This is a genomic window from Solibacillus daqui (assembly GCF_028747805.1).
Classification (GTDB): domain Bacteria; phylum Bacillota; class Bacilli; order Bacillales_A; family Planococcaceae; genus Solibacillus; species Solibacillus daqui.
Window position 1 is genome coordinate 1,567,689 of the sequence record NZ_CP114887.1, and the last position, 20,632, is coordinate 1,588,320.

Consider the following 20,632-nt stretch of genomic DNA (forward strand, 5'->3'; position numbering starts at 1 on the left):
TTGAATGGAAAAAACAACTTTATATGCGTACATTAGTTTTACTGGAAATGATGATGTTGATGATTTCCCATTAGAGATAGTAACCGAACGATTAAATGTACAACCAACAACAACTTTGAGAATGGGAGACAAAATTAATAATTTTCGGGTTCGCTCATTTACCAGTTGGAAATACGAATCTGAACCTTAGAAACAACATTGGATTCTGAAGATGTTTTACGTCCTATTTTAAATGTTTTCAAGTCTAAAACAGATACCATTAATCAATTAAAAAAAGAGTTAAATTTAAATGTACAGATTTATTTAGTGATTTCAATGATAGATGGTTATACACCAGGTTTAACAATCTTACCTGAATTCAGTAGTTTTGCTGCTGCCATCAATGCTTTTATTGATATTGACATGTATGTATATCCTTTTAATGAACCTGAAGAGGAATAAGTAGTTTGTAGAATATAATATTAAACGTTCTCAAATGACTTTTTGTGAAGGTTTGTACTTTATCTATGAACGATTTGATTTTTATAAATTTGATAAAAAAATGCCACACTAATAGGGGTGAAAATATGGACGATATTTTAAAACAATTAACTGAAATTGAAGACGAACTAAAGAAGCCATTTCCTACTAGAGATATTAATAAAATATGTGAAGAATTTCGAACAGAATTTTTGAATTTATCTGGTGAGGTGGATTTCTATGAAGATTTTCGTTATTACTGTGTGAATATCGCTGGAACTTTAAGCTATGTTTTAGCAGGCAACATAAATGAAATCCCACAAGGGCAATTTGACATGCTTTTTAAATCTTTTTTTGAATACTATGATCAATATGAATTTTTGGAAGAACGAATAGCAAACTATAATCTTTTCTTTCAGGAATATAAAACCTTTGAACAACCAAGAAAATTGCTTTTACAGCTGTTGACAAATAACCTTTTTCCATTAGATTAGCAGAGACTTAAGTGGCAAAAACATTATATAAGTGATTACCATACACCGCTTTTGCAGCTTTTATGTTAAGAGTAAGGATAGTAGAATTTTTGGACTTATTCTCTTTGACTAGGTTATAGGAGAAGTGAAATTTCGATTTTATATATTAAAAATATATTACAACTAAATAATGGGATATAATAATAAGTATAAAGATAATTATTCCGTTAATGGGATCTCTTGGGTGCTGAATTATTATAAAATAAGGTTGTGGTTGGATGGAAAAAGACATTTTTGAAGCTATTGATGTAAGTAAAGAAATCGAAGGGAAAATGATTTTAAACAAAATAAGCTTCAAGTGTGAAGATTATACTACTATGGCTATCTGTGGGCAAAATGGTTCTGGTAAAAGTACTTTATTAAAAGTCTTGGCAGGAATATATGAACCTACAAACGGAAAAGTCAGAAGGGGCAAGAGGAAGGTAGGGTATGTACCAGAACACTTTCCGGAGAATATACGATTTAAGCTCAAAGAATATTTGATACTAACGGCGTCCTTTCACGGTTTTTCTAAACAACATATTGAAACTGATCTTTTAGAATATATAAGAATTTTCGGTTTGCAGCGATATGTAGACACGCCACTAAAACAATGTTCAAAGGGGACAAAACAAAAGGCAGGTTTGATTCAAGCGCTTATTATGAAACCTGATATCCTTCTTTTAGACGAACCTCTAACTGGATTAGATAGCCCAACCCAGAAACAATTAATATATCTTCTAGAAAAGTTAAAAAAGCAAGTAACTATCATTTTCACAACACATGAAGACGAGATGATTGAGAAATTGGCAGATAATATTTTTTATGTTGAATCTGGGGAGGTTTTAAGCTGTTTAAAACCACGAAATGTACAAAAGTTGATTAAGGTGAATTTTAATAATAAAGATATTTTCAAAGAGCTAAATTTCTTTGATATTACATATGAGAGAAACACTGCTTTGATAACGGTAGACGCAGCTAAATCTGATGAATTACTACTAGCTTTATTAAATAAAAAATGCTCTATTTTAGAGGTAAATGAAAAGAGGTAAGTATGACTGGGTTTATTCGTTATCAATTCATAAGTTATATTCGTTCTTTAAAAATGATTCCACCCGTCACTGTTTTTTGCGCATGGGTATTTGTACTGTATGCGTACAGTGGTGTTGCCATTTTAAGCAGCTACGCAGTCACAAGCATTACGATTTACTTAGTGATGACATGGTTGACGATGAGTGCTTTTTCAATTGAGGAAGAAAGTGAGAGGTACATATTGTTTGTCCAATTGGATAGCAAAAATCGTTATTTATGGGGGAAATGGACGATTTGCTTAATTTTCACAATACTATTTATGGTATTTGCAATTCTTTATCCTATCATATTAAACAGTTTTAAAGGGACGATCAGACCAATTCATTTAGGACTATCAATATATAGTCATTTCCTATTAGCTTGGTTTGGAATATTAGTAGGTACTTTTTTCTCCGTTACTTCATTTGCAACAAGAAAATATGCTTGGTTGTCAGCAATGTTGGTGATTGTAGTATCTATTTCTTATGAAGGAATAGTGGAAAAAATAAGCTTGCTTAAATGGGGACTTATCATATTTCCACCGGTAACGCATGTGATTAATTATTCGAATGGAGACGATACAATTCAAATTGGGAATGATTTTTGGTTACTTGCAATGTGGGCAGTTGTTTACTCGGTTCTTGGGGCAATCGTAGTTTGGCAAATGTTTTTAAGGAAGGAAAGGTAATTTTCCAAACCTAGGCGACAAACACGGATATAACAGCGTTTGTCGCTTTTTTGTGTATTCCCAAACTTTCATTTGGGAACGTTATTTATATAGACTCGTATAACGTTTATTAAACATAGTGTTCAAATAATGTTTTCTAAAATATGTTAAAGGAAACATGCTTATTTTCTACAGTCAATGAAATATGTATCATATGATTGTTGCAGTTTATAGCCAATTTTTTCAGCTAATTTAACGGATTCTTCATTAGCACCATCCCAATTAGGATACTTTCGGCTATCTAAGCAATGTAATATTAAAGTAGCAGCGATAATTGTTGCTAAACCTTGCCTTCTATAATCAGGGTGACTAGCAACTTCAATCTCAATCCCATCATCATATATACTAAACGACGTTGCAGCAGAAACAACTTGACCGTTATTGATAATCGCATAACCTATTCCTCTATTAATAAAATCATCAATAGAATCAAACTGACTTACGAAGTCCTCTGAAAGTTCATGGAAAGAGGGTTCTTGTGCTATCGTTTTATCTATTCGCTTAATCTCATATCCATCAGGTAGTGTTGATATTAGACTTTGTATATATTTTTTATTTAAATGTTCCAGATTCTTTTCAAATCTATATCGTGGAAACTTCTCAATTGAACCAACATGAACTGTTTCGATACGATTTTTCCATTCATCTGAATCAACAATTGCAAGAGTAAAATCAGGTAGATTATTAAGTAATTCTTCAGCTGCTTTTGTGTCTGCATTTCCAGCAAAAAACACAAAAATCCCCACTGTTATTTGAGCAACAGTCGGATTCTCAAGGTCATCCACCCAAGCAGATCCCATATGTCCTTGAAGGCATGAGAGAATTATCGTGCTATCAATTTTTTCAAACATCGGGATTAATTTTTGCCTTACATGTAAATCTGCTTCAAATATCATTAAATTCCTTCTTTCTTACACAAATTTTTACTTACATTATACATAATACACTAAAAAAGGGATAATTACCCTAATTGATTTTTGAGGTGTTATGCTACATTAATTTTAATATAAACCTTCACAAAGCGTAGTTTTCGGACATACTGATTATAAACAGCCCAAACTCCCCCCTATTCAATTGAATGGGGAGAGTGTTTACCTAACTTTCATTTGGGAACGTTATTGATATTTGAAAGTATGAGTTGTTATTCTTCGGGTTCACTAAAAGGATATACATATATATCAATACCAATGGATGCATTGGTGGCAGATGCAAATCTACTAAATTCAGGGGAGATTGTCAAACCAGGCGTATAGCCATTTATCATTGTTATCACTAATTCAATTCGTACATTCAAATTCAATTCTTCTTTTATACGGTTAATTGTATCTGTTTTGTACTGGAAAACATTTAAAATGGGAAGTAAAACATCATGTAAATTTACGTTTTTATTTTTAGCAATACATCACCTTCTGCAAATGCTGATCATTGCCGCATCATCAAATATTTTTGCCTTCGATTTTCTTCAACAGACCCACAAAACTCCCTTTAATATTTCATCCAAAGTCTTTACATGAACGGATAGTTTCATCAACTTTTTACTATGTCCCAAAGGCTATTTGATTTTCCATTTTTAAATACTGAAAATAAATTCCGAAATTTTATTCGATATGTATTGACAACAAATTATTGATTTGTATATATTGTATATAAAGTATATATACAATATGGATTGAGGAACATGCATGCAAATTTTAATCTCACATAATTCAAAGGAACCAATTTATGAGCAAATCGTACAGCAAATTAAGAAAGCCATTTTAGCAAATGACATTCCTGCTGGCTACGCATTACCATCTATGCGTAACATGGCGAAGGATTTGGATGTGAGTGTCATTACAACAAAGCGCGCCTACGAAGAGCTTGAAAAGATGGGGCTCATTTATTCGGTTGTTGGGAAAGGCTCTTTTGTATCAGAGCAAAATAAAGAAATGATATTAGAACGAAAACAAAAGGTGATTGAGGAGCAGCTAAGTCAGGCGATAGTAAATGGGAAAGAGATTGGCTTAGATTTAGGTGACATACAAGCGCTCGTCGCACTTTTATATGAGGAGAGGGAATAATGGAGGCAGTCATTAAATTAAATAATGTCAGTAAACGTTTTTCGGATTTTGAAGTGAAGGATTTATCATTTGAAGTGAAAAAAGGCTTTGTTACGGGCTTTGTCGGTGCAAATGGCATGGGTAAATCAACAACGATTAAGCTCATTATGAATCTTCTACAGCCAGACAAAGGAGAAGTATCTGTATTTGGTTTAGATTATCAAAAGCATGAGCGTGAGATTAAACAACGTATTGGCTTTGTCTTTGATGAACATGTCTTTTACGAAAATTTAACACTGCTAGAAATGAAAAAAATAATTGAGCCAGCTTACGATAATTGGGATGAAGGAATGTTTCAGCGCTATGTAGACGAGTTTCAATTGCCGCTTAAGAAAAAGCTAAAAACTTTTTCAAAGGGAATGCAGATGAAAGCATCACTAGCAATTGCATTATCGCATCACGCGGACTTAATTATTATGGATGAACCAACAGCAGGTTTAGACCCAGTATTTCGACGTGAATTACTAAGCTTATTACGCAATATCGTGCAGGATAGTGAAAAAACGATTTTCTTCTCGACACATATCACATCTGATTTAGATCGCATTGCAGATTATATCGTATTTATTCATGAAGGGCAGCTTATCTTTACGCAGGAATTTTATAAGCTGGAGCAGCAATATGTTCTTGTAAAGGGTGGCTTGGATTTACTGGATTCCGATACAAAAAAATCATTTATAGCGATTCAACAATCAAAACATGGGTTCGAGGGATTATCGGCTGACAAAACTGCTGTAATGGAGCTGTTTGGCGATCTGGCGATTTACGAGCCTGCAACGTTAGAAGATATTTTATACTACACGAAAAAGGGGACGAGGGAAGTTGCTGCAACTAATTAAAAAGGATTTTTATATTCAAAAAATGGTTTGGCTATTTATGATTTTAGCGATTGCGATTTATATTTTTGCACAAGCATCATCACTATTTGTTGGCATTATTTTTGGTATTGTGATGACGGTTAATCTCTTTGCAATGGATGAAAAAAAGTCAGCTCAATTATTGTTGAATTCCTTACCGTTTACGCGTAAAGAAATTGTAAGTTCAAAATATATTGCCGCGTTTTTATATATTATGTGCATTATCGCCACGATTAGCGTGTTGCATTTAGTCGTAAATCAAGCAATTCCGAATATGTATCATTTATTAATGATTTGTATTGTGAGCCTACTAGTAGTTGCAATTTTTTATCCGTTTGCGTATCGATTCAGCAGTAAATATTTTACGTTTTTATTTGTCGGTATTTTTGCGGCCTACTTATTGTGTCTAAAATTATTTGTACCTAATATAAATGACCAAATTCGTGAGCTTGTTGGCTATTTATCAAGTGTCAGCCAGCCGATGATTTATGTGTATATTTTAGTGGCAACTGTTATTTTTTACAGTTTGTCTTGGCTACTTTCGATTCGTATTTATTCGAAAAAAGTATTTGAATAGGGGAAATGAATGTGCGTACACAACAAAAAACGCCTTTTTATAATCGTTCCTGGTTTGTATCTATTGCCGTATTTTGCATTGTGCAACTGCTATTCTTTCTTATGGAAAAAACAGGGTGGATACCGAATTTAAGAGATTTTGATGGGAAGCTATTAGGGAAAGTAACGGAACTTCACTTTTTTAAAGAATGGTTCCAGTTTTAGTGGATAAGAAAGTATAACTTTTTCAAGGAAATCCACATAAGAAAAGACATCATATCGCGCTATTTGGCGCGATATGTGTTTTTCTAATGAAACACAGTGGTTTAATATATTTACATTGTTTTTAGCGATAATTTTTGTACTTCAATTTGTTGGCAGCGCGGTGAAAGGCATTTCACTTAAGTTGAAGGGATAATCTTTGAAAGAGGGCCAAGTTTGTAGATGCTAGGCTTTTTAATTTTGAATATTAAGATAAATCGATTCCGAATGTAGCTTTGAGAGTGTTATATTTGAAATATAATATAGATATGGAGGTTAATAATGTTAAAAGATGATTGGTTTACCGTTCGGCAAATTGATGATAAGACATATGCAATTAGTGAATTAGGTCATTGGGAAAAAGTACATTCTTTTTTGTTGTTAGGAGAATCAAAAGCTGCTCTTATAGATACAGGCTTAGGTATCGATAACATGAAGCGAATTACAAACCAGTTAACAACCTTACCGATTGATGTTATTACAACACATGTTCACTCTGATCATATTGGTAGTCATGGTGAATATACACGTATTTTTGTTCATGAGGATGAAGAATCTTGGTTAACTAATGGCATTGTAGGATTATCCATCGAGCAGATTAGAGCAAATACAGCAAGAGATATTACGATCCCAATACCCAAAAGCTTTAACCCCGATACATATACGCCATTTACAGGAAGACCTACCGGATTATTAAAAGATGGAGATGTCCATGATTTAGGAAATCGAAAATTAACTATTTATCACACACCTGGGCATTCTCCAGGACATATTTCTATATATGATGAAACGAAAGGCTATTTATTTACTGGTGATTTACTATATGATGAAACACCAATCTATGCCTTTTATCCAACAACTAATCCTGTAGATTTAGTCAACTCTTTAGAAAAAATAGCGGAAATTCCTAATATAAATATGATATATGGTTCACACAATTCATTAGGCATTACACCAGATATCTTAAAAGAAGTTAAATTAGCAATTGCATACTTAAAAGATAATGATTTAGTGAAATTCGGCACAGGGATACACAGATTTAATGGTTTTAGTGTGCAATTTTAGCGGAACTATTTTTACTTATATAAAATACCGTTCCAAATATTATTGAAGATAGAAAAGCCACCTCATTCCAATTTTAAATGAGGTGGCTAATTTTTATTTTTGATTCATGTATTCAATAGAATTATTGTGATTGAATAATATAATCATTAACAAATGCTTTTATGAAAAATAATTCATTATCATTAGGGTCTCTTTTATTTTCTAGCTTAAAGCACTCTATAGCATTTTCTAAGGAGCTTGATGTTACAGCCTGACTTGCTGTTGTTAACTCTTCCCAAAATATATTCATTTCATTTGAATCACATATAGATTCATGACCAAGTAGGAACAATTCTGCATCAAACTTTTGGATGTCTGTAATCATTGGTAATAGCAAGGCTTGCTTATAATGAAATAAAGAATTTGTCGTTGTACCGTATGGACAATCACCCAAGAAAATAACTTTTTCATCGGGAATATAAATGATTGTAGAGTCATCAGTATGGGTAGCTTTGATTCTCTCGATTATGCAAATTTTATTTCCTAAATCAATAGTTAAAGTATCTTCAAAAATTACATCTGGAGAACGCAATTTAAAGCTAGACCTATTTGGGATTTCGGACTGTATAATTTCCATACACATAGAACTCATTTCATTATTACCTACATATTCAAGTAATGATTTATCATCGAATGTGTAATTTCTCCATTTTTTCAACAATTCATTTGTTAGACTGTTAACTATAATAGTTGCATCAATTTCATTCATTCCTAAAAAGTGATCCCAATGCGCATGCGTAATAACCATATATCTAACTGGGGGTACATTTAACTTCTCGATTTCTAATAAAAAATCAATAGCATGCTGTGTAGAATTCCCAGAATCAATAATTAAGCTATATTGGTCGCCGCATACCAAGCCTAATGTAGGTCGGTCTTTATCATCTTGATTAGGAAAATAATAGATCGTATCACTTATTTTGTTTAACATGTTATGTCTCCTCTATACTTGATATTGATATTATGAAAGAGAAAATCTACATGTAAATTATTAAAATAATTAAAGATTTTCTCATGTTATTTTTTTACCATTGGACTAATACCTCCTGTAATATTAGGGAAATTATAACATATTTTAATTCTTTTAGTTGATAAAATCACAAAAGTAACTTTGAATATTTTTTGTAGTCAGAAAATTCTAGTTAATGTAATATAGAATATATGTTCTTAATTAGGGGGAGAATAATTGGGTAGAAATAAATATCGACAAATCTGGAATTTAGATAGTATTTTTCAAAGCTTAAAAAAATCAAATCAATTTTCAAATCACATACTGGATATCGAACAAGGATTGGCTAAATTGGATGGAGATATAGCAGTTACTAGTATTTCAAGTGTAGAAGATGCTGATCATATCCTAAATATACTAATGGAAATCGACAGTATTAAGCTTAAATTGTCACAAGCTTCCTCATTTATCACTTGCTTATTAGCGCAAAACCCATCTGATCAAGAGGCGAGTGTTTTTCAAGGCAGGGTTACTAAATTAAAAAGTAAATATGGTGTTATATTAACAAATTTTCAAGCTATCTTAGCAAGTACTTCATTGGAAATATGGATTGATGTTCTTAAATCTGAGGAGTTAAAAGACTTTACATTTATATTGGCAGAATGGCGTGAAGAAGGTAAAACAACTCTAACTTCTAATGAAAAAGCGATTTTGTCTAAGTTATCTATAGATGGTTATCATGCGTGGGGACAGCTATATCAAACATTAATGGGTAATCTCGAAATTGAAATTCAATTGGAAGGAAAGCCACAGAAATATTCAATAGGGCAAGCTTTGAATTTACGCGCACATTCGAATGAGGAACTACGTAAAGCAGCGCACGAAAAATTAGAGCTTAAATGGTCAGAGCAAAAAGAAACCTTTGCCAAGGTATTAAATCATATAGCTGGTTTTCGACTTCAACTATACAATTTTCAAGGAATCGATGATGTTTTGGAAGAGCCTTTACGTAAAAATCGAATGAAAAAACAAACACTAGAGGCAATGTGGTCTGTTGTAAGCAAGAATAAAAATGCTTTTGCAGAATATTTATATCGAAAAGGGAAAATGACTGGTGAAGAGAAGATGCAATCCTATAACTTTTGGGCAAATTTTGAAACAAACAGCCAAAAGATTCATTATGATGATGCAATTGATTTAGTAAAAGGCTTCTTTCGTAAATTTGGAAAGCAGTTAGAAGCATTTGTAACAACTGCAATTGAAGGAGGGTGGATAGAAGCAGAAAATCGCCCTAAAAAGTCAGCCGCTGCATTTTGTGCGGGCTTTCCAATGTCTGAGGAATCAAGAATTTTTATGACATTTGATGAAACGATGAAAAGTATTTTAACACTTGCACATGAACTAGGGCATGCTTTTCATAATACAGCTATGAATGGGATTTCAAGTTTGAACCGACAATATCCACTATGTATTGCTGAAACGGCTTCATTTTTTGCTGAATTGATTGTATTGGATGCAGCAATTGAAGCGGCTGAATCAAAATCAGAAAAAATAACTCTAGTTGACGAAAAATTAAAAAGAAGTGTAATGAATTTTATGAACATTCATAGCAGGTTTCTTTTTGAGCAAAATTTTTATGAGGAAAGAAAAAAAGGGCTAGTTTCTACACAGCGATTAAATGAGTTAATGCAAGAAGCAATTTTGGATGGATATAGAGATTCTCTTGATAATGTATCAGTATATACGTGGCTTTGGACACCACATTTTTATATTACAGATGCACCATTTTATAATTTCCCATACACATTTGGCTATTTACTAACATATAGTTTATATGAAAAAGCAAAAGAAATTGGACCTGAATTTGAAAATATTTATATTCAATTGTTGCGAGATTCAGGGAAAATGCCCATCGAAGAATTGATCCTGAAACATTTAAATGAGGACATTACAAAAGAAGACTTTTGGGAAAAAGGAATGAAACTTTGTGTTCAGGATGTCGATCTTTTTCTGGAATTAACGGCTTTAGAAAGAGTTTAATTTTCATCAAATAGTAGCAATAAAGGACGAAAGAAGTGAACTAGATGGACATTAGAAAGCATTTTTCTGCACCTTTTGTGAAAGGGTTATTATTAACACTAGGAATTGCAATCATTGCAAAATACATTTCAATCTTGCCTTTTTTCTCGATTATGGGGCAGCTTGTTATTGCAATCATAATAGGGATGATTTGGAAAGCAACGATTGATGTTCCAGAAGCATGGCAGACGGGTATTTCATTTTCAAGTAAAAAATTATTACGTTTAGGAATTATTTTTCTAGGGATGCGTTTAAATTTAGTGGATATTTATAATGCGGGCGCAAGTGTATTTCTTATTGCTTTGATTAATTTAGTTTTTGCATTATTTGTAGTATACGGGCTATCAAAAGTTTTTCATGTAGAGAAAAAACTTGGGATTCTAACGGCGTGTGGAACAGCAATTTGCGGAGCGGCTGCAGTTGTAGCGATTGCGCCACAAATAAAAGCAAATGAAAAAGAAACTGCAATAAGTGTCGCGATTGTGGCAATGCTCGGAACGCTATTTACCCTTGTATATACATTGTTGTATTCAGTACTTGGTTTAACACCGACAGAATACGGGATTTTTGCTGGCGGGACATTACATGAAATTGCACATGCCATTGCAGCCGCTGCAGCTGGTGGAGATGAAGCTGAAGATATAGCAATCATTGTAAAGTTAACACGTGTAGCTTTATTAGTACCGGTAGCCATTTTGGTAGGTATTTGGTATAGAAGAAGTGAAAAGGGTCAAGAGAAAGAAGCATTTTCTTTATCAATTATTCCTTGGTTTATTGTTGGATTTTTAGCAATGAGTGCCTTTAATTCACTTGGCATTGTACCGCAGTCTGTTGCACAAGTTATCGTTAATATTGCGTATATTTTAATTGCCATGGCAATGGCTGGTTTAGGATTAAATGTTGAACTAAAAACCCTCAAAAAATTAGGTGGAAAAGCATTTGGAGTAGGACTTGTAGGATCAGTTTGCTTATCCGTTCTTGGATACTTATTAGTTGTTCTATTTCAGTAAGGTGGAGCTAACATTGAGCAAATTCACTAGCAAAAAATGGATTGAGTGCAGTGTTACTTATTTTCGGCGGGCTACGGCATGACAGCATTATGGCCACGTGGTACGTGTCCATACTACTGTCTTTAATGCCGCATGCAAGGCCCGCCAAATAAAAATGTTACTTTTTCCTATATAGTTAAGAGCGCAAAATGCTGCCGCTAGCGCTATCGCGAGGCGGCGGTGAAGAATAGAATACTACTTTGTATACATTATTGTAACTTTGAGTTTTATTAACAGCGCTTGAACCAAAAAATTTATTCTAAAATTTTGAATAAAAACCAACTTTAGTTTGATGGTAGAGTGCCGCGAAGTGACGGGGGCGACTCCTAGAGGATCAAGCGTGCGTGGAAAATCCACTTGTATGTGCCACCGTAAAAAGCACATACAAGTTAGTTGAAGCCACGCCCTCAGGAAAGCGTCCACCGTAGCGTAACAGAACGGATTTTATTAGATAAATACACTTGGTTCCAAATTTTGTCTTGAAAAATGCTCATTATGAGATGGAATTGTTTTAGCGATTAAGGTCAAATAAATTTACTTTATGCAGTATAAGAATAGAATGAAAATTAAATAACTATTGACTCTTATCCAAATCAATGTATATAATCAATTTCAAATTTATAAAAATCAGTGAAGAAGAAAGTAGCTAATATGATTTTGGTTTAGCGAGTTAGGGATGGTGGGAGCCTAATGCAAAAAGTATTGGTGAAACGCACTTTGGAGATGCATCTTGAATGGAGTAGGGAATGCCGGGGAGTCACCTCGTTACGAATGGAAAGCGGTCACAGTTATGTGGCAACTAGAGTGGTACCACGGGAATTTATAGCTCTCGTCTCTTTTTTAGAGACGAGGGCTTTTTTTATTGGATTGGAAAGGCAAATTTTTTTCTGTGATATAACGTAAAAAAGACAATAGTTAATAATATTTGGAGGGAAAATAACATGATTCAAACAGTCGCAAAGATTTTAGAACAGACAATTGAAAGTGAACTAACAACACTAGAAATAATCGCTTTACTAGAAAAGCCGAAGCATCAGCATTTAGGGGACCTCGCGTTTCCATGCTTTACACTTGCTAAAAAATTTAAACAAGCACCACAGCAAATTGCACAATCCATTGGTGAGAAAATTAAGCATCCGTTTATTCAGGATGTTCAAGTAGTAGGTGGCTATATTAATTTCTTTGTCAATCAGTCAGCTGTCACGCAGCAGGTTTTGACAGACATTGTAAGCAATAAGGACAACTATGCCCAGGCTGAGAAAAACGGTCAACGTGTTGTAATTGATTTTTCATCACCGAATATTGCAAAGCCTTTTTCGATGGGGCATTTGCGTTCTACTGTCATTGGCAATGCGCTTGCGAATATTGCACAAAAGAATGGTTATGAAGTAGTTCGTGTCAACCATTTAGGTGATTGGGGGACACAGTTTGGTAAGCTGATTGTTGCTTACCGTCTATGGGGCTCGAAGGAATCGATTGAAAAAGCACCTATTCAAGAGCTATTAAAACTTTATGTGAAGTTTCATGATGAAGCAGAGCAAGATGAAGCACTTAATGTAAAAGCACGTGCTGCATTTAAAGCATTAGAAGATCAGGATGCAGAAGCAATCGCATTATGGGAATGGTTTAAACGTGTATCTCTAGAAGAATTCAAGGGAATTTATGACCAACTCGGTATTGAATTTGATTCCTTAGAGGGGGAAGCCTTTTATAACGACAAGATGCAAGCTGTTGTAGAGGAGTTAAATGGTAAGGAGTTACTAACGGTTTCAGATGGCGCAAATGTGGTGGCGCTAAAAGATATGCCACCGTGCTTAATTACGAAGCAGGACGGTGCAACGCTATATGCGACACGTGATTTAGCGGCAGCCTTTTATCGTCAAAAACAATATAGCCCTGAGAAAATCTTTTATGTTGTGGGCAATGAGCAAACGTTACACTTCAAGCAATTTTTTAAGGTGATTGACAAGATGGGCTATACATGGGCAAAGCAGCTACAGCATGTACCTTTTGGGATGATGTTAAAAGACGGGAAGAAAATGTCGACACGTAAAGGCAGAGTAATTTTGCTAATAGATGTCCTAGACGAGGCTGTTCAAACCGCGAGACAAAATATTCAGGACAAAAATCCAGCGTTACAAAACATGGAGGAAGTTGCACATCAAGTTGGGGTTGGCGCGGTTATTTTCAATGATTTAAAAAATTTCAGATTGAATGATATTGAATTTTCACTAGAGCAGATGATGAATTTTGAAGGCGAAACTGGCCCATATGTGCAATATACATATGCACGTATTTCATCGATATTAGAGAAAGCAAACTTCACACCATCTAACATCGACTTCATGAAATTAGAAGAACAAGCTTGGCCAGCTATTCTTTGTTTGCAAGACTATCCAAAAGCGGTTAAAGAGGCTTACGAGCAGGCAGACCCATCAATCGTTGCGAAGTATGTGCTTCAATTAGCGAGAGCCTTTAATAAATACTATGGCAATACAAAAATCTTAGTAGAAGACTCAGCAAAGGAGAGCCGATTACTGTTTTGCTACTGTGTAGCAACCGTATTGCAGGACGGGCTGAAGCTATTAGGGTTGAAGACTCCGAGTAATATGTAGAGATTGTATAAACGGGTTTAAAATCAAAGGAATGGTTCATCAATAAGCATGCATTGTGTGGTAGGGGATGTACGACTTAATATAGTACCTGTCGTTAGTGTACTTGAAAAAGAGTTTGTAATCTGTAGGTTCTATATTACAATCAATTCCCAAGAACCTTATGAGCTGTGGGAACTCCTTGGCGCGGATGACCCGCACGTATCGATCTTTGAGAGGCGCATGAATGAATTCATGCGCCTACTCGATTTTCTGAAACATGCTCGAGAGCACCTTGTTAAACAGACTTCCACAAATTGATTGCAGTAACAGTTGAGGTTTTTATCATTTTGAATACCGCTTGATGTTGAACCTTATTCACAATCTTTTGCTGATTCTGAATAGTCTTTTAGAGGTGCTAAATCTGAATTAGTACTATTAAGGACTCTAAAAATGCCCCATAAACCTAATTCAATATCCCATCTAATATTTCCTGAACGATACATATAGTCTCCTGGTTGTTGAGACAGTCCACCTGCTCCGTAGAATAAATGGAAATCGTCATTAGTTCCTACAGTATTTTCTCCTTTAAAGGAAGCAATTGAAGAAGAAATGTCTTTTTTACTTCTTAAGAAATGGTGTGCATGGATGGTGAATGTATGGGCTCGCGGTTTATCGGAAGGGAACGCAAAACGAATTGTTACTGGGTCTCCTGGATAAGCCAAGAATAATGGTGTGCTTGGGTTTCTTACTTTATCTGCACTAAAGACTTTAAAAACATCATTCAAATCTGTAACATGATGACTAAAACGCTCGTTTCGATAATTAAAGCCTCTTGAACCCTGATCTTCAAAATCTTCTATTTCTTCCTCTGGATCGACGAGGAGTGGTTCGGGATCAATTATTAAATTGCCATTCTTATCAAGAAGTCTTACTCCATCATGCATGACGAGCGAGAACTCTCTAAACTCAGGGAGCAATGGATTCGAAATAATGGCTTGGTGTCCGATATTTCCTTCTTTTCTAGTCTTAGGATGAAGAAACTTTGACCCTCTAGACTCAGCAATTAATATACCAAATGCCCCGTGATGTCGATGATTGCGAATGTCTGCCATATCCATTAGATTAGCTGATCCGAAATCAGTATCAATATACCAGATATACTTAATACTTTCTCCAGGTGCGATCGTTTGATCAAGGTTGAATCCAACAGTTGCTCCATCAGAATAGCGAACGTCATAATTAACTAATTGTGCATGTAATGATATTCGTTGTGATGGAGGGAATGGTGCGCTGACAGGTACATCGGGATAACCATGTAAGGCTCCATGGTGGAATTTACCGTCCAATTCATTCGTAAGTGTGATTTCGACATATTCTCCAACATTTGCACGCAATACTAATGGCTCTGGGTTTACCTTTTTATTTAAAATACTCTCTTTATCGTCATTGAGCGCAAAAATAATTCCACAAGGATCATGATCGCCTTCATTGTTATACTCAATTCGAGCATTTAAAGCAACAACGTCATATTTACGAATAGTTGCATTTGCTGGAATTGTGTTTTTTGGCAGTCTTGCTCTTGGTGGAGTTTTCCCTGTAGTGCACGGTAAAGGGAAATATCGTGGGGGAGGAGGATCCCTGTCTGGTAAAGGAATTAAATGAGGTACTCTTTTTTCAAATGATCGAAAAATACCCCAGTTTCCTAACCAAATATCATCTACCGAACCATAATGGTAAAGTGTATCGAAATCTCCTTCCCCTTCCATGCTAAATTCCAATGTGAAGGATTCGGCGATGGCTATATGTTGTTGCTGATCTAGTTTTGAAAATAAGTTTGGACGTTCTTTATGCCAACGTTGACGATGGAGGTTAAAGCTATGTGATTCCTCATGTGCGCCTTGAAGGAGGCGAATTCGAACCGGATCTCCTTTATAGGCTTGTAGCATTGGCGTTACAGGATCCCCGTGTACCCAGGAGCTAAAAACATAAGCTGGATCACAATCGGGTTCTTTTAATCGAAATTGAATTGGTTCATTTTTATAGTTGACAGCCATTACTCCTGGATCCTCTGGTGAACTAGGAAATGGTGGTGGATTAAGAGGACATCCGTCTTTATCAAATAACATCGTAAAATCTTGTACAAATAAACTTAATTCACGGAAGTCAGGAATTAACGGATTGACGATTGTTGCTTGTGTACCGGATTTAATTTCTTTCCCCGTACAGGAGTCTAAAAATTTTGAGCCTCTTGCTTGAATATTGATACCCGCAAATACGCCGTGCATCTGATGTTCATTGGCAAATAAATGATCATGCCAAAATGTTGCTTTTAACTCTACATCTGCAAACCATTGATATTCAATTGTTTCACCGGAAAGAACGCCGGAATCGTAATTCCATCCTACATTCGCTCCATCCGCAACTAAAACGTCAAATTTAACAAAGTGAACATGCATACCAGCCTCATATGTTCGGTTGACTAATTGAAATGCATTTCCGCCAATGGTCTCAGGTAGCTTATTGGTAAACTTAAAACGAACAGCCTCACCAGCATTTGCTCGAATAATAAGTGGTTCAGGTTCCTTTCTGCCAGCTAATACGTCTTCTTCATCTTCAGCTAAAACATATAAGCGGCCTTCGGGATCATGCCAACCTTGTTTATTGTAAATAAGTGGCATTTGTATAAGAACAACATGGAATTCCCTTATTGGTGTAACACCTGGAACAGTTGGGTTGACAAAAACAGCACCAGGAACCGCGTTTGGAGCAAAATGATTTTTTTCGATTTGAGTAGCTTTTCTTCCGCAGTCAATTCCAAGAGGTGGACGTGGCGCTTTAAGGCCAGGAATTCCAGGCACAAAGTTTGGAAATCCTGGTTTTTCAGGTGTTGGTTTTGGTGGTGGTGGTCGATCAGGTAGCGGCTGAAGTGCTTTAATAGGCACGCCATTAGGGTAACATTGGCTTCCATCTTGCAACGTATCAAAATTTCGTTGCATTCCCCACATGCCTTCTCCAAAATGGGGGTATAGGTGGCAATGAATAATAGCGTCACCCATTGCTCCTTGTAACGAACCGCCTCCATATAATGGTGTGACTAAGTAGTTTGTTTGTGGCGAAATGGCTTGCACATCAAGAAGGTCTGAATTTGGATTATTCGGTTCAGATAACCATTGGTGGACATGATAGTGGAATGAATGTGTCTCTTTTGTACCTCCATGAATTACCCTGATTTTTATAGGGTCTCCTATATAGGCTCGTAAAATAGGCGTTGCTGGGTCGCCAAATACCCAAGAGTCGTGATGAACTTCTTCGCCCTCACAATCTGGACATACTACACCTTCTTGCATTAACCGTAGTCTGTTTCGCATCGGCTCTGCTCGATAGTTAATGGAATGTGTTGCTTCTGGTTGAAGTGTATGGGGACTAATAGGCTGTTGACCCGTTAAATCATCTACTTCCATCTCGTCGTGGAAAAACCAACCGAATTCTCTAAAAGAGGGGAGCAGTGGATTGTGAATATCTGCAAATAGCCCACTTTTAATTGGTTTACCTGTGATAGGATTTGTCCAAGAAGATCCACGAGGTTCTACGAAAAGTGCACCAAACAAACCATGAACATTACTACCTAATTCACTTGACAATGTATTTCCTAGATCAGAGAAAAAATGAGTTCCTTCAGAATGTACTTGCCATTTGTAGACAATACTTTTTCCAGGTGGAACTGTTGTATTCGAATTTCTACCTACAAAAGCACCGTCCGAAGTAAAAACATTGTATTCTGCATCTTGAATTTGCATCGAAGTATTGAAGGGTAGCTGATTTTCAAATTTGATTTCAATATGGTCGCCTACATTTGCGCGAATAACCAATGGCTCAACTAAATCTACTGGCGTAAATGGATTCTTAGCTACTTGATGTTTGATATAACTTTCATTTTCTTTTAAAACATACATCATACCGTTTGGATCGTGGTCACCGAAATGATTGACAACAATGCGAATTGGAATTGCAACAACGTGAAATTTTCTATTCATACTTACCATTCCTAATGTCTGGAATAGGTCTGTTTTCTTCTTCAATATAAAAAACTTCGATATCATCAATGTGGACACGGAATTTTTCTCCATCAAGGTCTGATACATTCGTAATCTCAGCGTCAATCACTAGATAGTCACTAATCACTTTATCGATTGGCCCAATAATTAGAAATGGATATTGAGAGAGTAAAACTAAAGCTCTTACGCCAATATTATCTGCAAAAACTTGTGTCACAATAGCTTGTCGAATGGCATTAATATCTGGCGTCCCAATACTACTCTGTGCAGCCAGTTTACTTATATCCATGGTATCCTCCTATTCTTTTTAATTTTTCGAGTATATTCTTATACAATTACAATTTTTCGATCAATATCAAATGGTGTAAATACTGCAATATGCTCCATAGGAAAACTAAGTGGAGTAGGAAATTTAAAAAACGGTGCGTTGTGCATTTTAATCGTTACAGGAAAAAGTGTGATAAATCCATTTGTTACTTCCACTACTTTTCCACAAAAAATAGGTCTAAATGTTTGACCGAGAATACTTAATTGATCTTCTTCTGTTACCAGTAGTATATTTTGACCTTTCATTTCTAAAAATATCCCATTCTCAGGTAATATTTGTTCTCCCATTTTGCTTCACCTCCTTTTACTAGACGGTGTATCGATTTATTTGAGCTAACACCAATCTATGAAAATGATAACTATTTTGTTAATTTCTTTAAAACGATTATTTTTTGTGCCCAAACCAGTTTGAAATTAGCCGTTGGAAAAAGGAAGCGAATCTCCCTTGCTTTATATACATAATCTGAGTTGTCGCAATTTCGAGCACTTCTCTATGCTTTAAGTAAATCTTTCCAGGCACAACATTTAGAATTTTTCCCTTTATTGGTTTGTCAGTAAATATGGTTAGTTTGGTACCTTGCCATGTTTTTAAATTAGTCTCTAATAATTCCTCAAAGAATTGTTGTTTTAATACTTCTTTATTTGAAACCGTTTGACTGAAGTTCGTTAATAATTTTTTTCTTAGTTCATTATTAATCACCACATTTTGGTGTGAGTCATGAATTTGAGTGATACCAAAGGGTGTTTTTGCAGAATGAATACTGTCAAATGGTATCCAAATCCGAGCAAATAGAGTTTTTATCATAACGAAATTTCTACCTATTGTATGGACTTTACCAACAGTATGGATGATTTGATCAGAATATCTTGAAAAAATCTCGACGAGCTGATATTTTTTTGATTTAAAAAATTTTATCAATATGAGTTGTTTCTTAAAATGAGGGAGGTGCGCTCCTAAGGTCTGTATGTTTACGCTATGAATATAGTCTTGGAACACTTTTAATTCGTGTAAAGGTAATGCACTAGTAGGTGAAGTGTAACGTCCTTCTTTTATTAATTCAGGGTATTTATATTCAAATGGGTCTGGAAGGTTAACATTTTTTTTCATTTTATCCATCATAAAATCTCCTCCTGTACAACAAAAATTTATGCCACTTTAACTACAATTAAGTAAAGAGAGAGGTAAGCAATAGCAATAATCCGAGTGGTTCGATTATTAGGTTCTGCTTGTATTACTTTTTATCTAGAACGTGATAGCAATGCATTGACATATATTAAGTACAAAGGAGCTGACTATTTGAATATAATATTTTGGTTGATTTTGTTTAGCTATTTTATTTTTTGTTTTGCCACCTTTACTTTTTTATACAAAATTAAATTTCTAATTAGCTATCATTTTGGTATGAATATCGCAATGTTAAGTAGTGGAGTAATAGGATTAGCTGTTGGTGCAATTCTTGGTAATACATTCCCTAGTCATTATACGTTGGTAACAATTATTGCTACTGTGATTGCCATTATTATTGGTGCAATTTTTGGTGCGTTAGTGGATTATCAAACTTTACTCTCAGGCGTTTCGGGGGGACTAATGGCTGGCATTATGGGTCCGATGCTTGGTGCCATGGCTGATTTTGGGATTGTAATTTTTTGTTCAATTCTTGTGTACGTGGTATTTGGGATGCTTTGCTTATCCGTGCGCTCGTAGCATTAAAACAACGGGTTAAAATAAGTGAATATAGAAACAAGAAAGACGATAATGAGCATTAAGGTGAAATCTAGTTTGATCCATAGATGTAAGTTCAATGTATGTTGCTTTTTTAATTTGGAGCGTGGTAATCACCCTGTTACAATAACATCAATCAGCTTAAACAAAAAATATGTAGCCAAGGGTTTAATTCATACGGTTCTTTCACGTTCATTAAAATAGTAGAGTT

General features: G+C 35.0%; 21 protein-coding genes and 1 other annotated feature. Of the genes, 14 read left to right on the forward strand and 7 right to left on the reverse strand.

What is annotated here, in order from left to right; all coding sequences use genetic code 11:
- The first annotated feature begins 4 nt into the window (after positions 1-4).
- The 5 genes from O7776_RS07490 to O7776_RS07510 all read left to right on the forward strand — a co-directional run bounded on the left by O7776_RS07490 (position 5) and on the right by O7776_RS07510 (position 2,730).
- Positions 5-190, forward strand: coding sequence for a DUF4279 domain-containing protein (locus O7776_RS07490; protein WP_274309968.1), 186 nt, complete (start codon positions 5-7; stop codon positions 188-190).
- Between the two features lie 8 nt (positions 191-198).
- Positions 199-441, forward strand: a complete 243-nt coding sequence (locus O7776_RS07495) for a DUF4279 domain-containing protein (RefSeq protein ID WP_274309969.1) — start codon at positions 199-201, stop codon at positions 439-441.
- Positions 442-566: 125 nt separating this feature from the next.
- A complete protein-coding gene (locus tag O7776_RS07500; protein WP_274309970.1) occupies positions 567-953 on the forward strand; it encodes a YxiJ family protein in 387 nt (128 codons plus the stop codon).
- Between the two features lie 257 nt (positions 954-1,210).
- Positions 1,211-2,023 carry an ATP-binding cassette domain-containing protein gene (locus O7776_RS07505; RefSeq protein WP_274309971.1) on the forward strand — a complete coding sequence of 271 codons (813 nt, stop codon included), beginning with the start codon at positions 1,211-1,213 and terminating at the stop codon, positions 2,021-2,023.
- 2 nt (positions 2,024-2,025) lie between these two features.
- A complete protein-coding gene (locus O7776_RS07510; RefSeq protein WP_274309972.1) occupies positions 2,026-2,730 on the forward strand; it encodes a hypothetical protein in 705 nt (234 codons plus the stop codon).
- Positions 2,731-2,891: 161 nt separating this feature from the next.
- Here the strand turns inward: O7776_RS07510 and O7776_RS07515 are convergent, their stop codons facing one another.
- Positions 2,892-3,665, reverse strand: coding sequence for a GNAT family N-acetyltransferase (locus O7776_RS07515; RefSeq protein ID WP_274309973.1), 774 nt, complete (start codon positions 3,663-3,665; stop codon positions 2,892-2,894).
- A 245-nt stretch (positions 3,666-3,910) separates the two neighbouring features.
- On the reverse strand, positions 3,911-4,168 hold the full coding sequence (locus O7776_RS07520) for a DUF4279 domain-containing protein (RefSeq protein WP_274310461.1): 258 nt from the start codon (positions 4,166-4,168) through the stop codon (positions 3,911-3,913).
- 283 nt (positions 4,169-4,451) lie between these two features.
- On the opposite strand from O7776_RS07520, the gene O7776_RS07525 reads away from it, so the two are divergent.
- The 5 genes from O7776_RS07525 (at position 4,452) to O7776_RS07545 (ending at position 7,606) form a co-directional block, all read left to right on the forward strand.
- Positions 4,452-4,829 (forward strand): GntR family transcriptional regulator, encoded by a 378-nt coding sequence (locus O7776_RS07525; RefSeq protein WP_274309974.1) that lies wholly within the window; start codon positions 4,452-4,454, stop codon positions 4,827-4,829.
- Positions 4,829-5,707, forward strand: coding sequence for an ABC transporter ATP-binding protein (locus O7776_RS07530; protein ID WP_274309975.1), 879 nt, complete (start codon positions 4,829-4,831; stop codon positions 5,705-5,707). Before O7776_RS07525 ends, O7776_RS07530 begins: the two co-directional genes overlap by 1 nt.
- Positions 5,691-6,302 (forward strand): ABC-2 transporter permease, encoded by a 612-nt coding sequence (locus O7776_RS07535; RefSeq protein ID WP_274309976.1) that lies wholly within the window; start codon positions 5,691-5,693, stop codon positions 6,300-6,302. The genes O7776_RS07530 and O7776_RS07535 overlap by 17 nt, the downstream gene beginning before the upstream one ends.
- A gap of 11 nt (positions 6,303-6,313) precedes the next feature.
- A complete protein-coding gene (locus tag O7776_RS07540; RefSeq protein WP_274309977.1) occupies positions 6,314-6,505 on the forward strand; it encodes a YfzA family protein in 192 nt (63 codons plus the stop codon).
- A gap of 318 nt (positions 6,506-6,823) precedes the next feature.
- Positions 6,824-7,606, forward strand: a complete 783-nt coding sequence (locus tag O7776_RS07545) for an MBL fold metallo-hydrolase (protein WP_274309978.1) — start codon at positions 6,824-6,826, stop codon at positions 7,604-7,606.
- Positions 7,607-7,727: 121 nt separating this feature from the next.
- Here O7776_RS07545 and O7776_RS07550 read toward each other — a convergent pair whose 3' ends face one another.
- Positions 7,728-8,576 (reverse strand): MBL fold metallo-hydrolase, encoded by an 849-nt coding sequence (locus O7776_RS07550; protein WP_274309979.1) that lies wholly within the window; start codon positions 8,574-8,576, stop codon positions 7,728-7,730.
- A 255-nt stretch (positions 8,577-8,831) separates the two neighbouring features.
- On the opposite strand from O7776_RS07550, the gene O7776_RS07555 reads away from it, so the two are divergent.
- From O7776_RS07555 to argS, 3 genes are all read left to right on the forward strand, one after another.
- A complete protein-coding gene (locus tag O7776_RS07555; RefSeq protein WP_274309980.1) occupies positions 8,832-10,634 on the forward strand; it encodes a M3 family oligoendopeptidase in 1,803 nt (600 codons plus the stop codon).
- A gap of 44 nt (positions 10,635-10,678) precedes the next feature.
- Entirely contained in the window at positions 10,679-11,683 is a 1,005-nt protein-coding gene (locus O7776_RS07560; RefSeq protein ID WP_274309981.1) for a YeiH family protein, read from the forward strand.
- A gap of 660 nt (positions 11,684-12,343) precedes the next feature.
- Positions 12,344-12,562: a binding site (T-box leader), on the forward strand.
- 101 nt (positions 12,563-12,663) lie between these two features.
- On the forward strand, positions 12,664-14,337 hold the full coding sequence (gene argS / locus O7776_RS07565) for an arginine--tRNA ligase (RefSeq protein ID WP_274309982.1): 1,674 nt from the start codon (positions 12,664-12,666) through the stop codon (positions 14,335-14,337).
- Between the two features lie 350 nt (positions 14,338-14,687).
- On the opposite strand, the gene O7776_RS07570 is transcribed toward argS, so the two are convergent.
- From O7776_RS07570 to O7776_RS07585, 4 genes are all read right to left on the reverse strand, one after another.
- Positions 14,688-18,350, reverse strand: a complete 3,663-nt coding sequence (locus O7776_RS07570) for a multicopper oxidase domain-containing protein (RefSeq protein ID WP_274309983.1) — start codon at positions 18,348-18,350, stop codon at positions 14,688-14,690.
- Positions 18,343-18,660, reverse strand: coding sequence for a hypothetical protein (locus O7776_RS07575; protein WP_274309984.1), 318 nt, complete (start codon positions 18,658-18,660; stop codon positions 18,343-18,345). The genes O7776_RS07570 and O7776_RS07575 overlap by 8 nt, the downstream gene beginning before the upstream one ends.
- Positions 18,661-18,698: 38 nt before the next feature.
- Complete coding sequence (locus O7776_RS07580) at positions 18,699-18,986, reverse strand: hypothetical protein (RefSeq protein ID WP_274309985.1); 288 nt, start codon at positions 18,984-18,986, stop codon at positions 18,699-18,701.
- 97 nt (positions 18,987-19,083) lie between these two features.
- Positions 19,084-19,818, reverse strand: a complete 735-nt coding sequence (locus tag O7776_RS07585; protein WP_274309986.1) for a hypothetical protein — start codon at positions 19,816-19,818, stop codon at positions 19,084-19,086.
- Positions 19,819-19,995: 177 nt separating this feature from the next.
- Here O7776_RS07585 and O7776_RS07590 point away from each other — a divergent pair, with 177 nt between their 5' ends.
- Complete coding sequence (locus tag O7776_RS07590; RefSeq protein WP_274309987.1) at positions 19,996-20,403, forward strand: hypothetical protein; 408 nt, start codon at positions 19,996-19,998, stop codon at positions 20,401-20,403.
- Positions 20,404-20,632: the final 229 nt, after the last annotated feature.

Excerpts from the sequence above, each read along its gene's own strand:
- O7776_RS07490 (WP_274309968.1), top strand. The coding sequence starts at position 5 with ATGGAAAAAACAACTTTATATGCGTACATTAGTTTTACTGGAAATGAT.
- O7776_RS07500 (WP_274309970.1), top strand. The coding sequence starts at position 567 with ATGGACGATATTTTAAAACAATTAACTGAAATTGAAGACGAACTAAAG.
- O7776_RS07505 (WP_274309971.1), top strand. The coding sequence starts at position 1,211 with ATGGAAAAAGACATTTTTGAAGCTATTGATGTAAGTAAAGAAATCGAA.
- O7776_RS07510 (WP_274309972.1), top strand. The coding sequence starts at position 2,026 with ATGACTGGGTTTATTCGTTATCAATTCATAAGTTATATTCGTTCTTTA.
- O7776_RS07515 (WP_274309973.1), bottom strand. The coding sequence starts at position 3,665 with ATGATATTTGAAGCAGATTTACATGTAAGGCAAAAATTAATCCCGATG.
- O7776_RS07525 (WP_274309974.1), top strand. The coding sequence starts at position 4,452 with ATGCAAATTTTAATCTCACATAATTCAAAGGAACCAATTTATGAGCAA.
- O7776_RS07530 (WP_274309975.1), top strand. The coding sequence starts at position 4,829 with ATGGAGGCAGTCATTAAATTAAATAATGTCAGTAAACGTTTTTCGGAT.
- O7776_RS07545 (WP_274309978.1), top strand. The coding sequence starts at position 6,824 with ATGTTAAAAGATGATTGGTTTACCGTTCGGCAAATTGATGATAAGACA.
- O7776_RS07550 (WP_274309979.1), bottom strand. The coding sequence starts at position 8,576 with ATGTTAAACAAAATAAGTGATACGATCTATTATTTTCCTAATCAAGAT.
- O7776_RS07560 (WP_274309981.1), top strand. The coding sequence starts at position 10,679 with ATGGACATTAGAAAGCATTTTTCTGCACCTTTTGTGAAAGGGTTATTA.
- argS (WP_274309982.1), top strand. The coding sequence starts at position 12,664 with ATGATTCAAACAGTCGCAAAGATTTTAGAACAGACAATTGAAAGTGAA.
- O7776_RS07570 (WP_274309983.1), bottom strand. The coding sequence starts at position 18,350 with ATGAATAGAAAATTTCACGTTGTTGCAATTCCAATTCGCATTGTTGTC.
- O7776_RS07575 (WP_274309984.1), bottom strand. The coding sequence starts at position 18,660 with ATGGATATAAGTAAACTGGCTGCACAGAGTAGTATTGGGACGCCAGAT.
- O7776_RS07580 (WP_274309985.1), bottom strand. The coding sequence starts at position 18,986 with ATGGGAGAACAAATATTACCTGAGAATGGGATATTTTTAGAAATGAAA.
- O7776_RS07585 (WP_274309986.1), bottom strand. The coding sequence starts at position 19,818 with ATGATGGATAAAATGAAAAAAAATGTTAACCTTCCAGACCCATTTGAA.